Raw genomic sequence first — 14,205 nt, forward strand, 5'->3', positions numbered from 1 at the left:
AACAGCTTTTTTAACAACCAAACATTCTTTCCCATTTTCAGACGGCCTGTTTAAAGTAGCAGTCAGTTTGAGAAATCACGAGAAATGGGAAAGAATCATGACCGCAGCTTCCGCTCCGCTTTTACGCTTCATCACCGCCGGCAGTGTCGATGACGGCAAATCCACGCTCATCGGCCGCCTACTCTACGACAGCAAAACCTTGCTGACCGATCAAATTGACAAGCTCAACCGCGCTGCCGAAAACGGTGAAACGCCCGACTTTGCCAGCCTGACGGACGGCCTTGCCGCCGAGCGCGAACAAGGCATTACCATTGACGTCGCCTACCGTTATTTCGCCACACCCAAACGGAAATTCATCATTGCCGATACGCCGGGACATGAGCAATACACGCGTAATATGGTTACCGGCGCATCGACTGCCGATGCCGCCATTATTTTGGTTGATGCCACTCGCGTTGATTTTTCAGGCAGCGAACCTGTCCTACTGCCCCAAACCAAACGCCACAGCGCGATTCTGAAACTTTTGGGCTGCCCCAACATCATCGTCGCCGTCAACAAACTCGACCTGCTCGACTTTGACGAAGCCAAATATCAAACCATTACCGAGGCCTACCGCAAACTGGCGGAGCAAATCGGCCTCAAGGCACAAATCCACTTCCTGCCCATCAGCGCATTAAAAGGCGACAATATCGTCAATGCCAGCAGCCAAACCCCGTGGTATCAAGGTTTGCCGCTTTTGCCTTTGCTTGAAAGCCTGCCTGTCAACCGTCAAAATGCCGCTGACCAAGCCGCGCATTTTCCCGTACAACGCGTGGCGCGCCAAGACGGCAGTAGCAGCGACGACTTCCGCGGTTATCAAGGCAGATTGGAAGCAGGCCGTCTGAAAGTGGGCGATGAAGTTAAAGTTTTGCCCAGCGGCCATGTTGCCAAAGTTGCCGAAATCTATAATGCAAACGGCAAAACCGAATCTGCCGAAGCAGGGGAGGTGTTGACTGTCGTTTTGGATGCAGACATCGATATTTCACGCGGCAACAGCATTGTTTCAGCCGACAGCGTTATTGTTCCCGAGCAACAATTTCAAGCCGCGCTTTGCTGGTTTGACGATATTCCGCTCAATCTGCGCCGTAAATATTTGCTGAAGCACACTACCCAAACCACGCCCGTAAAAATTAGCGAAATTGCCTATGTTTGGGACGTGAACACCCTCAGCCGGGTCGAATCCGCCGAAACGCTCAAGCTCAACGACATCGGCAGCGTCAGCTTCAAAACCCAGCAGCCGCTCGCCGCTGCCGCATACGAAGACAACCATGCACAAGGCGCGTTTATTTTGATTGACGAAGCCACCAACCATACTGTCGCGGCAGGCATGATACGTAAAGTCAGCGAAACAAACAGTTTTGAAATTTAAAAGAAAAGTTGAAATAAAAAAAGGCCGTCTGTTGTTCAGACGGCCTAATATTTTATCCAAGTCGGAAATGCTTATGCGCCGTAAACCGGATATTTATTGCACAAAGCAGTCACTTGTTCGCGGACTTTGGCGAGGTTGGCTTCGTCTTCAGGATTAGCCAATACGTCGGCAACCAAGTTTGCCAATACGCGCGCGTCGGCTTCGTTAAAGCCGCGTGTGGTCATGGCGGCAGAGCCGATGCGGATGCCGGAGGTAACGAATGGTTTTTCCGGATCATTTGGAATAGCGTTTTTGTTGACGGTAATGTGTGCTTTGCCCAAAGCGGCTTCGGCGGCTTTACCGGTGATTTTCATCGGTTGCAGGTCAACGAGGAAAACGTGGCTTTCGGTACGGCCGGATACAATGCGCAAACCGCGTTTAACCAACTCCTCCGCCATGGCGGCAGCATTGATTTTCACTTGTTTTGCGTATTGTTTGAACTCAGGCTGCAACGCTTCTTTAAACGCTACGGCTTTGGCAGCGATAACGTGCATCAATGGGCCGCCTTGCAGGCTTGGGAAAATGGCAGAGTTCAGCGCTTTTTCATGGGTATTGTCACGGCACAAAATCACACCGCCGCGAGGGCCGCGCAGGGTTTTGTGGGTGGTGGTGGTTACAAAGTCGCAGAATGGCACGGGGTTAGGATATTCGCCGCCGGCAATCAGACCGGCATAGTGCGCCATGTCGACAAAGAGGTATGCGCCGACTTTATCGGCGATTTCGCGGAATTTTGCCCAGTCGATTTGCAACGCGTAGGCAGATGCGCCGGCCACAATCATTTTGGGTTTGTGTTCAAGAGCCAAGCGTTCTACTTCGGCATAATCGAGAACTTCGTTTTCATCCAAACCATAAGTAATGGCGTTGTAGAGTTTGCCGGAGATATTAACGCTTGCACCGTGGGTCAAGTGGCCGCCGTGTGCCAGAGACATACCCAAAATAGTGTCGCCCGGTTTCAAAACAGAAGCATACACGGCTTGGTTGGCTTGGGAGCCGGAGTGCGGTTGAACGTTGGCATAAGCGGCGCCAAACAGTTCTTTTACGCGGTCAATCGCTAATTGTTCAACAATATCAACGTATTCACAGCCGCCGTAGTAGCGTTTGCCAGGATAGCCTTCAGCGTATTTGTTGGTCAATTGCGAACCTTGGGCTTCCATAACGGCACAGCTGACGTAGTTTTCAGAGGCGATCAGCTCGACGTGGTCTTGCTGGCGCTTGTCTTCTTGGGCGATGGCTGCTGCCAAATCGGGGTCATATTGTGCGAGGGTAACGCTTTTTGAAAACATGTTCTCGATTCCTTTGTGATGGGCTGAAAATATGAGATGGAGTGCTGCGGATTGGTTCAAGATGAACTATTTTTCTTGCATTGTCAACAATTGTGTCTGGTGTTTGGTTTCAGACGGCCTGAGATTGAAGGGGTTATTTGAAAATATCATCTTGTTTTAAATGAAAATCCATTTTTTCCAGAAGCGCGGCTAAATCGGCTTCTGCTTGGGCGGCTTTAAGATTTTTTGCCAGTTCTACCAAGGCTACCGCATTTAATCGTTCTTTCTCCAGCCGTAGGGCTTCTTCGCTGAAGATTTTGATATTGTCTGCCGATTCGGCAGCATCTATTTTTTCAAATGGATAAAACGATTCTTCGTGTACAGCCAAACCGTCGGGCAGGGGCGCGGCATGGTTGAAATCGGCATCATTGACCGGCATCCATGAAGGATGGTTTTCAAGCAGGATAAATTGTCCGTCCATGCCGTTGATATGACGGAATAGGGTGGTTCGGCCATTGTGTAAACGCATAAGCCCGATTGTATGCCCAAGTCGGCAAGCCGTCTATAAAGCCGTTTTTTTCTATTTTGGCGCTAACTTATGTTGATATTATTAATTTTGATGTAAAACAGTTTCGACTTAAAAAAGACTGGATAAAACGCCCGTGTTTGTTATAATGAAGCTAAAGATTGATTCGTCCTAGTTTTTGACCGCAGTACTTTTTTATTTAATTAACAAGAGAGGAAAACAAAATGTTTCCAGAATATCGCGATTTGATTTCTAAACTGAAACAAGAGGATGCACACTTTGCCCGTTTGTTTGACGAGCACAATGAGCTGGACGATAAAATCACCGGTTTGGTTAACAACCCTGTTACCAGCGGTGCCGAAGAGATTGAAGAGCTGAAAAAAGCCAAACTCAAACTCAAAGACGAATTGTATGCTATTCTGCAAAAAGCAGCAGGCAAATAATTAAGAATTGAATAAGGCCGTCTGAACGGTATGATAGGAATCTCGGATTTCGTTTCATGCCGGTTCAGACGGCCTTTTTAGTTGTTTGGTATTTTGTTATTTTTTATTAGCGTAATTTAACTATTAATTGTAAATCACTCTTAATTGCATTGAAAATTCTGTTAAGTTTATTTAAAATCCAAAATAATTTTCATTTTAATTTTAAACAAACAAAACCAAGAGAAACAATGCAATGAAAACATTCACACTCGCCATTTTGCCTTTGGCGTTAATTAGTGCATTCTCACACGCAGCTGAAGAGAAAGCCGTTGAGCAGGCTGAAGTCGATACCGTTTACGTTACTGCCGAGAAGCAGTTGCAACAGTCGCTCGGCGTATCGCGTATTTCTAAAGACGACATCGACAAACGCCCTGCAGCCAATGATATTTCCGAATTTGTCCGTACTATGCCGGGTGTCAACCTGACCGGTAATACGGCAACAGGTCAGCGTGGCAACAAACGCCAAATTGACTTGCGCGGTATGGGTCCTGAAAACACTTTGATTTTGATTGACGGCAAGCCGGTTAATTCGCGCCAGTCCGAGCGTATCAGTATGCGCGGTGAACGCAATACGCGTGGTGACAGCAACTGGGTGCCGGTTGAAGAGATTGAATCCATTACCGTCTTGCGCGGTCCGGCGGCAACACGTTACGGCTCCGGCGCGATGGGCGGCGTGGTCAATATTGTCACCAAAAAAGTGTCTAAAGAATTTAAAGGCCAAGTCAATCTTTACGCCAATCAGCCGCAAGACAGCAAAGAGGGCGCAACCCGCCGTATCGGCTTTAATTTGAGCGGTCCGATCATTCAAGATACTTTGGGCTTCCGCATTTACGGCAACCTGAATAAAACGGATGCAGATGCTGCCGATATTAATGCCGGACACGGCAATGACAGCGCGGCCGGTGTCGAAGGCGTACGCAATAAAGACATCGCAGGCCGTCTGCAATGGAAAATCAGCCCAGCGCAAACGCTGATTTTAGACAGCAGTTACAGCCGTCAGGGCAATATCTACAACGGCGATACGCAAAACAGCAATCCGCGTTCTGCTTTGGTTAATTCTTTGGCCGACAGCAAAGCCGAAACTGCCCGTTTATACCGTTCTGCTTATTCCTTAACGCATGATGGCGCATGGGAATGGGGCGATACCAAAAACGTGATCAGTTATGAGCGCACGGTCAACAGCCACTTGCCTGAAGGTTTGGCCGGTGGTCCGGAAGGCAGCTATACAGGCTTGGATTTTGTTCAAAGCCGTCTGAAAAACCTGCGTTTCAGCAGCGAAGCGAATATTCCTTTTAAACTTGGTGTTGATAACGTATTGACTGTCGGTGCGGAATTTACCGACAGCAAATTGGATGATCCTGCTTCCAATACTCAGGGATTTAAAGACCAAGGTAAAACCGATGCGTTTAACGGTATCTCCGCAACGCGCGGCGGCAAGGCTTCGCAACGCAACTGGGCGGCCTACGTTGAAGACAATATTTCGTTGACCGACAAAACCCATCTGATTCCGGCCATCCGCTTCGACCACAACAGCGACAGCGGCAGCAACTGGAGTCCGGCTTTGAACTTCTCGCATCAAATCGGCGAAAACTGGTTGGTCAAAGGCGGTGTTGCCCGCGCGTACAAAGCGCCAAACCTGTATCAAACCAATCCTGACTTTATCCTGTACACACGCGGTCAAGGCTGTCCGCTCAATGCGCCGAACAGCGTGCGTTGCTATTACATGGGCAACAACAATTTGAAACCTGAAACCAGTATCAATAAAGAGATTGGTCTTGAGTTCAACAAAAACGGCTGGCAGGCTTCCGCGACTTATTTCCATAATGCGTACCGCAATAAAATCGTAATTGGCGACCAGCTTATTGCCACCAGCAATATCGGCAACTGGCTCCTGCAATGGGAAAATACGCCGAAAGCGACTATTTCGGGTATCGAAGGCAACTTGGTGATTCCGTTGCATGACACACTCAAGTGGAGCAACAATTTCACTTACATGCACAAATCCGAAGATTATCAAGGCAATCCATTGTCTTTGGTGCCAAAACACACCATCAACAGCACATTGTCTTGGACGCCGAACGAACGCTTCGATGCCAACCTGACCTTTACCCACTATGGTCGCACCAAACCGCGCGGCGTAGCGATTAATAGACTGGAACGAGACGGCAATCCTCGTGCAGGCGTGGCAGCGTTGTCTTCCGAACACAGCCAAACCCAAGTCGGCTCTTACGGCATTTGGGGCATCAACGCAGGCTACAACTGGAACAAACGCGTGGCCGTCCGTGGCGGTATCAGCAATCTGTTTGACAAAAAACTGTACCGCACAACTGCCGGCGCACAAACGTACAACGAGCATGGCCGTGCCTTCTACGGCAGTTTGAAAGTATCGTTTTAAGTAAAAACGTATTAAATCAGGCCGTCTGAAACGGTGTGAAATGAAATCTAAGATTTCGGACACATGGTTTCAGACGGCCTTTTTGATATTAAATTTAGAAGCATTTGTTGTTACGGAATTTGCTTCACTTTTTTAGAAAAGTAAAAGGGCGGTATTTGCCGCCCTGAGAATACAAACTGCTTATTCGACCCAAGTTACCATTTCTTCAATCGGTTTGCGTGATTTTTTAGTGATTTCTTTGGCGCGATAGCCGAATGTTGCCGCTACGGATACGCCCCATTCGTTGGCATCAAACAGGCCTTCTGCTGCCAATACTTCGTTCATTTTGTCGTAGTTGAAGCCTTCGATTGGGCAGGAATTGATGCCGATGGCCGCTGCACCTGTGAGCATATTGGCCAAAGCAATATAGGTCTGCTTGCCGCTCCAGTCAAAGAGTGCGCGTTGGTCGTCGGCAATTTTAATGTCGGTTTCTTGGAAGCTTTTGTATCTTGCCAACGCTTTTTCCAGCTGCTCTCCTTGCAGGCCCCTGCGTTCGGCAACACTGCGGAAGAACGGGGTATCGTAACGGGCATTTTTCTTGGCAAGGATAATCACCAGATGGCTGCAGTCGTCCAGTTGGGATTGCATCCCCCAACTGAAAGGCTTGATTTTCTCACGCAGGGCTTTGTTTTGAATCACCAAGAATTTCCATGGCTCGGAGCCGACAGAGCTTGGGGAGAGGCGGGCAAATTCTAAAATCGCTGCAAAATCTTCTTGGCTGATTTTTTTATTGGGATCGTAATAACGGGTAGAGCAGCGATTTTCGAATACTTGCAGCATTTGTTCGCGTGTAATTTGATTCATCTGGTTTTCCTAATAAATGAAGATGTTATTCCAATATCCGGTTCCTTTTGAGGTATCATTACCGGCATAACCTTAATGAGGAAACAGGCTGGGGCAACACCATGTTAAATCAAACCTGACGCTCAGGCTATCTTTTAATTCTGAATTTCGCAAAAAAATTCGATAAAAATCAATATAAATACGAAAAGGCCGTCTGAAACTTTAAACGTTTAAAGTTTCAGACGGCCTTTGATTTCAAATCCTGATTACAGATGAGGATTCATCAGGTTTTCAGGAGAGAGGATGCGGTTGAGTTCTTCTTCGCTCAACAGACCGCGCTCCAATACGACTTCGCGCACGCCTTTGCCGGTTTGGGCGCAGATTTTGCCGACCAAGTCGCCATTGCGGTGGCCGATGTATGGGTTCAGATAAGTGACCAAACCGATGGAATTGAAGACGTAGTGTTCGCAGATTTCGCGGTTGACCGTAATGCCTTTGACGCATTTGTCGGACAGGTTGACCGCGGCATTGCCCAAGAGGGAAATGGTTTCAAACATACATTGGGCGATTACCGGCTCCATAACGTTCAGCTGCAACTGACCTGCTTCGGCTGCGAAAGTGATGGTGGTGTCGTTGCCGATGACTTTGAAGCAGACTTGGTTGACGACCTCAGGAATCACAGGATTGACTTTGGCAGGCATGATGGAAGAACCGGCCTGCAATTCAGGCAGGTTGATTTCTTTCAAACCGGCGCGCGGACCGGAAGAGAGCAGGCGCAGGTCGTTACAGATTTTGGATAGTTTAACGGCTGTGCGTTTCAATGCGCCGTGTACCATCACATATGCGCCGCAGTCGGAGGTCGCTTCGATCAGGTTTTCAGTCAGTTTGCAAGGCAGGCCGCTGACTTCGGAAAGTTTCTCAACGACCAAAGCCGCATAGCCTTTAGGCGTATTCACGCCCGTACCGATGGCAGTGGCGCCGAGGTTGACTTCAAGCAGCAGGGAGCGGGTGCGGTCGAGGTTGAGGATTTCTTCTTCCAACAACACTTGGAAAGATCGGAATTCTTGACCGGCAGTCATTGGTACGGCATCTTGAAGCTGGGTGCGGCCCATTTTCAAAACGTCTTTAAATTCTTCGGCTTTGGCGGCAAAGGCGTTTTTCAGGATAGCCAGTTTGTCGAGCAATTCGCCGATGCTGTAATACACGGCGAGGCGGAAGCCGGTAGGGTAGGCGTCGTTGGTGGATTGGCTGGCGTTGACATGGTCCATCGGATTGACGATGTCGTAGTGGCCTTTTTCGTGTCCCAAGACTTCCAATGCGAGGTTGGCAATGACTTCGTTGGTATTCATGTTGACCGAAGTGCCGGCACCGCCTTGATAAACGTCGGACGGGAATTGGTCGAGACAGCGGCCTTTGACCAATACTTCATCGCAGGCTTTTTCGATGGCGGCCGCGATTTCCGGCTTGATGGCACCCAATGCGCCGTTGGCTTGCGCAGTGGCTTTTTTAACCATGACCATGCTGCGGACAAATTGCGGTACGTCGGAAATTTTTTGTGTGGAAATTTTAAAGTTTTCAATGGCGCGCAAAGTATGGATGCCCCAATATACTTCAGCAGGGATCTCGCGGTCGCCCAATAAATCGTGTTCGATTCGTACAGTCATTTCTCTTACCTTCTTGTATAGTTGTGTTGGTGTGCATTATGCGTTTGGAACATTAGCCCAGTTCGGCAAGATTGTCCAGTTAATAAGGCTTAATCGTCAGGATGAAAGCGTGCCGCTTCGCGTTCCTTGGCAACCGTATCTTTGTCTTTCAGCTTCGCGCCCAGGCCCAACATTTTTTCGTATTCGGATTGCGGCGTGCCGTCTTCCTGCATACCGAACGCGCTGGCATTGACCCAGAGGGCGAGTAGGGAAACGATAATGGCGAAAAAGCCGACGATATACCAAAACATTTTTTTCTTCCTTGTGTGTCTGCGGGTGCAGATTGTTGTGGTTTGTAAAGATGTGAATGTAGCACAAACGCGGTTGGGTTTAAATTCTTCTCCCGCATCCTTTCATTGATTTACCTGTAAGTGTTTAGAAAGGAAAAGGCCGTCTGAAAAGTAAGACTTTTCAGACGGCCTCGGAGGCTTTGTCGGGAAGATTAGCCGCCGCATGCACCGCAGCAACCGCCTTCGCTGTGACCGCCGCGTTTTTCTTCGTTGTTGATAACGGGCAGCTCGGTTTCTTCGGTTTGCTCTTTTTTATCTTCAGGCAAATCGTTCACTTTGATTTTGTTTTCTTCAGCCATGATACATCCTTTCAATGAATTGAGGGGTGGAAAGATTCATAAAGATAGCATCTTTAAACGGATAAACCAAGCAGTACAAAACTGCCTTGTGATAATGCCATGACTTGGAACAATAAATTTGCTTGTAAAAGAGTTAAGGCCGTCTGAAAAAATCCAAAGAGGAGTGTTGGTTTTTATGGTTTGAAATGGCAGCAGAAAGATTTAAGAATGCTTGATTTGAAGGGATACACTGACATTGATTTCAAAAAAAACAATACAATGTTACCATCATCTGGAAACAGCCAATTTATCGGAGCATATATGTATTCATACCACAGCGAACGCCATTTCAGCGACCGCAACAGCTGGCTTCGGGCAAGCGTATTGGGTGCTAATGACGGCCTGATTTCCACTGCCTCGCTGTTGACGGGCGTAGCCGCAGCCGCGCCAGATTTCCAAACCCTGCTGTTGACGGGCGTTTCTGCGCTTATCGGGGGCGCGGTGTCAATGGCGGCGGGGGAGTATGTTTCTGTGTCCAGCCAATCGGATACGGAAAAAGCCGATTTGCACAAAGAACGCTACGAATTGGCAAATAATCCTGATGCGGAGTTGGAAGAGCTGACTGAAATTTACCGCCGTCGCGGTTTGTCCGACCCGCTCGCCGCAGAGGTGGCCAAAGCCTTGATGGAACACGATGCACTCGCCGCCCACGCGCGCGACGAAATCGGCATTACCGAAACCTCTGCCGCCCAACCCATGCAGGCCGCTCTTGCTTCTGCCGCTTCATTTTGTGCAGGCGCGATTTTGCCTTTACTGGTCGCATTGACGGCTTCTAGTGCCATTGTTCCGGCCTTGGCAGTTTCCACTTTATGCGGACTGGCCGGACTGGGCTATGTCTCCGCCAAACTCGGCGGCGCGCCTGTCGTTCCTGCCGTTTTGCGCGTGTGTTTATGGGGCGTTGCGGCATTGGTGATAACCGGGTTTATTGGAAAACTGGCAGGCGTGGCTGTCTGAATGTAAGGCCTTATATTCTTTTAAACCTGTATCCAGTAAAATTGAAAATCTATTTGATCGCTAAAGGCCGTCTGAAAATTTTTCAGACGGCCTATGGTGCTTGTATTTACTTATTACAAACTGTTTTGTCATGACTTATCCGATTCCCAAACCTCGTGAAAAATCCCGTTGGCTCAATCTGTCTCAAGGCTCGCTGCCCTTGGCTTTGGCGCGTTATCTGCCGCATAAGCAGCTCAAGGTTGTCTTGACCCAAGATGCGGAACAGGCGCTACGCCTTCAGACGGCCTGGCTGTTTTTCCGTCCGCGCGATACGGCTGTGTTCCTGCCGGACTGGGAAACGCTGCCTTACGAGCGTTTTTCGCCGCATCAGGATTTGGTGTCGGAGCGGCTCTCGGCGTTGTGGCAGATTAAGAGCGGCGCGGCGGACGTGTTGTTCGTACCGGTTGCCACGGCGATGCAGAAGCTGTCGCCTGTGCTGTTTCTGGCAGGGCGCACGTTTTGGCTGAAAACAGGACAGACTTTGGATATAGGCCGTCTGAAAAGCGATTTGGTGGATGCAGGTTATAACCATGTTTCCCACGTTGTCGCGGCGGGCGAGTTTGCTGTGCGCGGCGGCATTGTTGATTTGTTCCCGATGGGCAGCGAGATGCCGTACCGCATAGATTTGTTCGACGATGAAATCGACAGCATCAAAACTTTCGATACCGAAACGCAACGCACCATTTCTCCCGTTTCCGAAATCCGCCTGTTGCCAGCACATGAGTTCCCCACCGACAGCGAGGCGCAAAAGATTTTCCGCAGCCGCTTTCGTGAGGAAGTCGATGGCAATCCGAACGATGCCGCTGTGTACAAAGCCGTCAGCAACGGCCACTTCGGCGCGGGCGTGGAATATTATCTGCCGCTGTTTTTTGAAAACGAGCTGGAAACGCTGTTTGACTATATCGGCGAAGATGCGCTGTTTGTCTCTTTGGGCGATGTTCACGCCGAGGCGAACCGCTTTTGGAGCGACGTCAAATCGCGTTACGCCATGGCTCAGGGCGACGAAACCTATCCGCCTTTGCTTCCACAGCATTTGTATCTCTCTGCTGATGTTTTTGCAGGCCTTCTGAAAAACTACGGACAGGTGCTGCCCGATGTTTCCGGCAAGGAACATACTCTGCCCGACCTTGCCGTCAACCGTCAAGCAGATGAACCGTTGCAGGCATTGAAAGATTTTCAGACGGCCTTTGACGGACGAATTTTGCTGTGCGCCGAAAGTTTGGGACGGCGCGAAACCATGCTCGGTTTCTTGCAGCAAAACGGCTTAAAAGCCAAAAGCGTGTCCGACTGGCAGGGCTTTTTGTCGGCGCATGAGCCGCTGATGATTACAGTGGCGCCGTTGACTTACGGGTTTAAATTAGAAGATCAAAACATCGCGGTCATTACCGAATCCGATCTTTATCAATATGTCGCCCGCTCGCGCAAACATCATCGTAAGAAACACGCCGCCGTTTCAGACGGCCTGTTGCGCGACCTTGCCGAAATCAATATCGGCGATCCTGTTGTACACGAAGAACACGGCATCGGCCGATATATGGGCTTGGTCACAATGGACTTGGGCGATGAAACCAACGAAATGATGTTGCTTGAATACGCAGGCGAAGCGCAGCTTTATGTGCCTGTTTCGCAACTGCATTTAATCAGCCGCTACTCCGGTCAGGCGCATGAAAACGTTACTTTGCACAAGCTCGGCAGCGGCGCGTGGAACAAGGCGAAGCGCAAAGCTGCAGAAAAAGCGCGCGACACCGCCGCCGAATTGCTCAATCTCTACGCCCAACGCGCCGCCCAATCGGGACACAAGTTTGAAATCAACGAGTTGGACTATCAGGCGTTTGCCGACGGCTTCGGCTACGAAGAAACCGAAGACCAGGCCGCCGCCATCGCCGCCGTGATTAAAGACCTGACGCAGGCGAAGCCGATGGACCGCCTCGTGTGCGGCGATGTCGGTTTCGGCAAAACCGAAGTCGCCCTGCGCGCCGCGTTTGTGGCGGTGATGGGCGGCAAACAGGTCGCCGTACTCGCCCCGACCACACTTTTGGTCGAGCAGCACGCGCAAAATTTCGCCGACCGCTTCGCCGATTTCCCTGTAAAAGTCGCCAGCCTTTCGCGTTTCAACAACAGTAAAGCCACCAAAGCCGCGCTGGAAGGCATGGCGGACGGCACGGTCGATATCGTTATCGGCACGCACAAATTGGTGCAGGATGACATCAAATTCAAAAACTTAGGACTGGTGATTATTGATGAAGAACACCGCTTCGGCGTGCGCCAGAAAGAGCAGCTCAAACGCCTGCGCGCCAATGTCGACATCCTCACCATGACCGCCACGCCGATTCCGCGCACCCTCAGCATGGCGCTCGAAGGCCTGCGCGACTTCTCGCTCATTACCACCGCGCCCAGCCGCCGCCTCGCGGTAAAAACCTTTGTCAAACCCTTCAGCGAAGGCAGCGTGCGCGAAGCCGTATTGCGCGAACTCAAACGCGGTGGGCAGGTATTTTTCCTGCACAATGAAGTGGATACCATCGAAAACATGCGCGAGCGGCTCGAAACCCTGCTGCCCGAAGCCCGCATCGGCGTGGCGCACGGACAACTGCGCGAGCGCGAACTGGAACAAGTCATGCGCGACTTTTTGCAGCAAAGATTCAACGTATTGCTCTGTTCCACCATCATCGAAACCGGTATCGACATCCCCAACGCCAACACCATCATCATCAACCGCGCCGACAAATTCGGACTGGCGCAACTTCACCAGCTTCGCGGGCGCGTCGGCCGCAGCCACCACCAAGCCTACGCCTACCTGCTTACGCCCGAATACATCACCAAAGACGCAGAAAAACGCCTCGACGCCATCGCGGCGGCAGATGAACTCGGTGCGGGTTTCACCCTAGCCATGCAGGATTTGGAAATCCGCGGCGCAGGCGAAATCCTCGGCGAAGGACAATCCGGCGAAATGATACAGGTCGGCTTCACGCTTTACACCGAAATGCTCAAACAAGCCGTCCGCGACCTCAAAAAAGGCCGCCAGCCCGACCTCGACGCACCATTGGGCATTACCACAGAAATCAAACTGCACAGCCCGGCATTATTGCCAGAAGACTACTGCCCCGACATTCACGAGCGCCTCGTCCTCTACAAACGCCTCGCCGTCTGCGAAACCGTGCAGCAAATCAACGCCATACACGAAGAACTCGTCGACCGCTTCGGCCTGCCCGAACAACCTGTCAAAACCCTCATCGAAAGCCACCACTTACGGCTTGCGGCAAAAGAACTGGGCATCGATGCCATTGATGCGACCAGCGAAGCGGTAACGGTAACCTTTGGCAAAAACAACAATGTCGATCCAACCGAAATCATTCTACTGATTCAGAGCGACAAAAGATATCGCCTTGCCGGCGCGGATAAGCTGCGATTTACCGCGGAGATGGAAAATATCGAAGTGCGGATTAATACAGTGAAGAACGTATTGAAGACTTTGAAAGAAAGGGTGATGGTTAAGTAGAGAGGTTAAGAAAAGGCCGTCTGAAAATACTGAAACTGTCGGCGATTGAAAATTGAGTCTAAGGCTGCTAAATCGATCAGGGAGTTATTATGAAAATGAGGGTAATGATGCTGGGAGTAACAGGCTTGATATTATCCGGCTGCTTTTTCACTGATGAAATTAAGTTGGAAGATATTCAGAATTTTAAAATTACAGTCAATGAAGCTAAGGGTTATAGACAGGTTCATTTGACAGGCTTATTAGGCAATAGCGCAATTGGTATTTCAGATATCAAAACAACTAGCCACAACGATGAGCTGAATATTACTTTATTTCAAAAATTAGCAGGTTCGGAATACTCAGGAACATTAGATAAAGAAATTGTTCTTGAAAGCAATATCAAGAAGATTACTTATGGTTCTAAACACGAGATGATATGGCAAGACTAAAAATTATAGTAGAGGCCGTCTGA

12 protein-coding genes are annotated in these 14,205 nt (G+C 49.8%); 6 read left to right on the forward strand and 6 right to left on the reverse strand.

Features of this window, described 5'->3' with window-relative positions; genetic code table 11:
• The first annotated feature begins 97 nt into the window (after nt 1-97).
• A complete protein-coding gene (locus KCG55_RS08455; RefSeq protein WP_254322745.1) occupies nt 98-1,408 on the forward strand; it encodes a sulfate adenylyltransferase subunit 1 in 1,311 nt (436 codons plus the stop codon).
• Between the two features lie 71 nt (nt 1,409-1,479).
• Here the strand turns inward: KCG55_RS08455 and glyA are convergent, their stop codons facing one another.
• Nucleotides 1,480-2,730, reverse strand: a complete 1,251-nt coding sequence (gene glyA / locus KCG55_RS08460; protein ID WP_254322746.1) for a serine hydroxymethyltransferase — start codon at nt 2,728-2,730, stop codon at nt 1,480-1,482.
• Nucleotides 2,731-2,863: 133 nt separating this feature from the next.
• Nucleotides 2,864-3,238: a hypothetical protein gene (locus KCG55_RS08465; RefSeq protein ID WP_107768971.1), complete on the reverse strand. Its 375-nt coding sequence runs from the start codon at nt 3,236-3,238 to the stop codon at nt 2,864-2,866.
• 221 nt (nt 3,239-3,459) lie between these two features.
• On the opposite strand from KCG55_RS08465, the gene KCG55_RS08470 reads away from it, so the two are divergent.
• Together KCG55_RS08470 and KCG55_RS08475 are read left to right on the forward strand one after the other, a co-directional pair.
• The gene (locus KCG55_RS08470) at nt 3,460-3,678 is read left to right on the forward strand and encodes a YdcH family protein (protein WP_049328987.1); all 219 of its coding nucleotides are present in this window, start codon (nt 3,460-3,462) and stop codon (nt 3,676-3,678) included.
• Nucleotides 3,679-3,910: 232 nt separating this feature from the next.
• On the forward strand, nt 3,911-6,112 hold the full coding sequence (locus tag KCG55_RS08475; RefSeq protein WP_254322747.1) for a FepA family TonB-dependent siderophore receptor: 2,202 nt from the start codon (nt 3,911-3,913) through the stop codon (nt 6,110-6,112).
• 180 nt (nt 6,113-6,292) lie between these two features.
• Here KCG55_RS08475 and KCG55_RS08480 read toward each other — a convergent pair whose 3' ends face one another.
• The 4 genes from KCG55_RS08480 to KCG55_RS08495 all read right to left on the reverse strand — a co-directional run bounded on the left by KCG55_RS08480 (nt 6,293) and on the right by KCG55_RS08495 (nt 9,226).
• Entirely contained in the window at nt 6,293-6,955 is a 663-nt protein-coding gene (locus tag KCG55_RS08480) for an NAD(P)H-dependent oxidoreductase (RefSeq protein ID WP_254322748.1), read from the reverse strand.
• A gap of 245 nt (nt 6,956-7,200) precedes the next feature.
• On the reverse strand, nt 7,201-8,598 hold the full coding sequence (gene aspA / locus KCG55_RS08485) for an aspartate ammonia-lyase (protein WP_254322749.1): 1,398 nt from the start codon (nt 8,596-8,598) through the stop codon (nt 7,201-7,203).
• 89 nt (nt 8,599-8,687) lie between these two features.
• A complete protein-coding gene (locus KCG55_RS08490; protein ID WP_003685538.1) occupies nt 8,688-8,888 on the reverse strand; it encodes a hypothetical protein in 201 nt (66 codons plus the stop codon).
• A 191-nt stretch (nt 8,889-9,079) separates the two neighbouring features.
• Nucleotides 9,080-9,226 carry a hypothetical protein gene (locus tag KCG55_RS08495; protein ID WP_003685706.1) on the reverse strand — a complete coding sequence of 49 codons (147 nt, stop codon included), beginning with the start codon at nt 9,224-9,226 and terminating at the stop codon, nt 9,080-9,082.
• Between the two features lie 300 nt (nt 9,227-9,526).
• Between KCG55_RS08495 and KCG55_RS08500 the strand changes: the two genes are divergently transcribed.
• From KCG55_RS08500 to KCG55_RS08510, 3 genes are all read left to right on the forward strand, one after another.
• Complete coding sequence (locus KCG55_RS08500) at nt 9,527-10,219, forward strand: VIT1/CCC1 transporter family protein (protein WP_254322750.1); 693 nt, start codon at nt 9,527-9,529, stop codon at nt 10,217-10,219.
• Between the two features lie 130 nt (nt 10,220-10,349).
• Nucleotides 10,350-13,754 carry a transcription-repair coupling factor gene (gene mfd / locus KCG55_RS08505; protein ID WP_254322751.1) on the forward strand — a complete coding sequence of 1,135 codons (3,405 nt, stop codon included), beginning with the start codon at nt 10,350-10,352 and terminating at the stop codon, nt 13,752-13,754.
• 104 nt (nt 13,755-13,858) lie between these two features.
• Nucleotides 13,859-14,182 carry a hypothetical protein gene (locus KCG55_RS08510; protein ID WP_254322752.1) on the forward strand — a complete coding sequence of 108 codons (324 nt, stop codon included), beginning with the start codon at nt 13,859-13,861 and terminating at the stop codon, nt 14,180-14,182.
• Nucleotides 14,183-14,205: the final 23 nt, after the last annotated feature.

Source organism: Neisseria subflava (assembly GCF_024205745.1).
Lineage (GTDB): Bacteria > Pseudomonadota > Gammaproteobacteria > Burkholderiales > Neisseriaceae > Neisseria > Neisseria flavescens_B.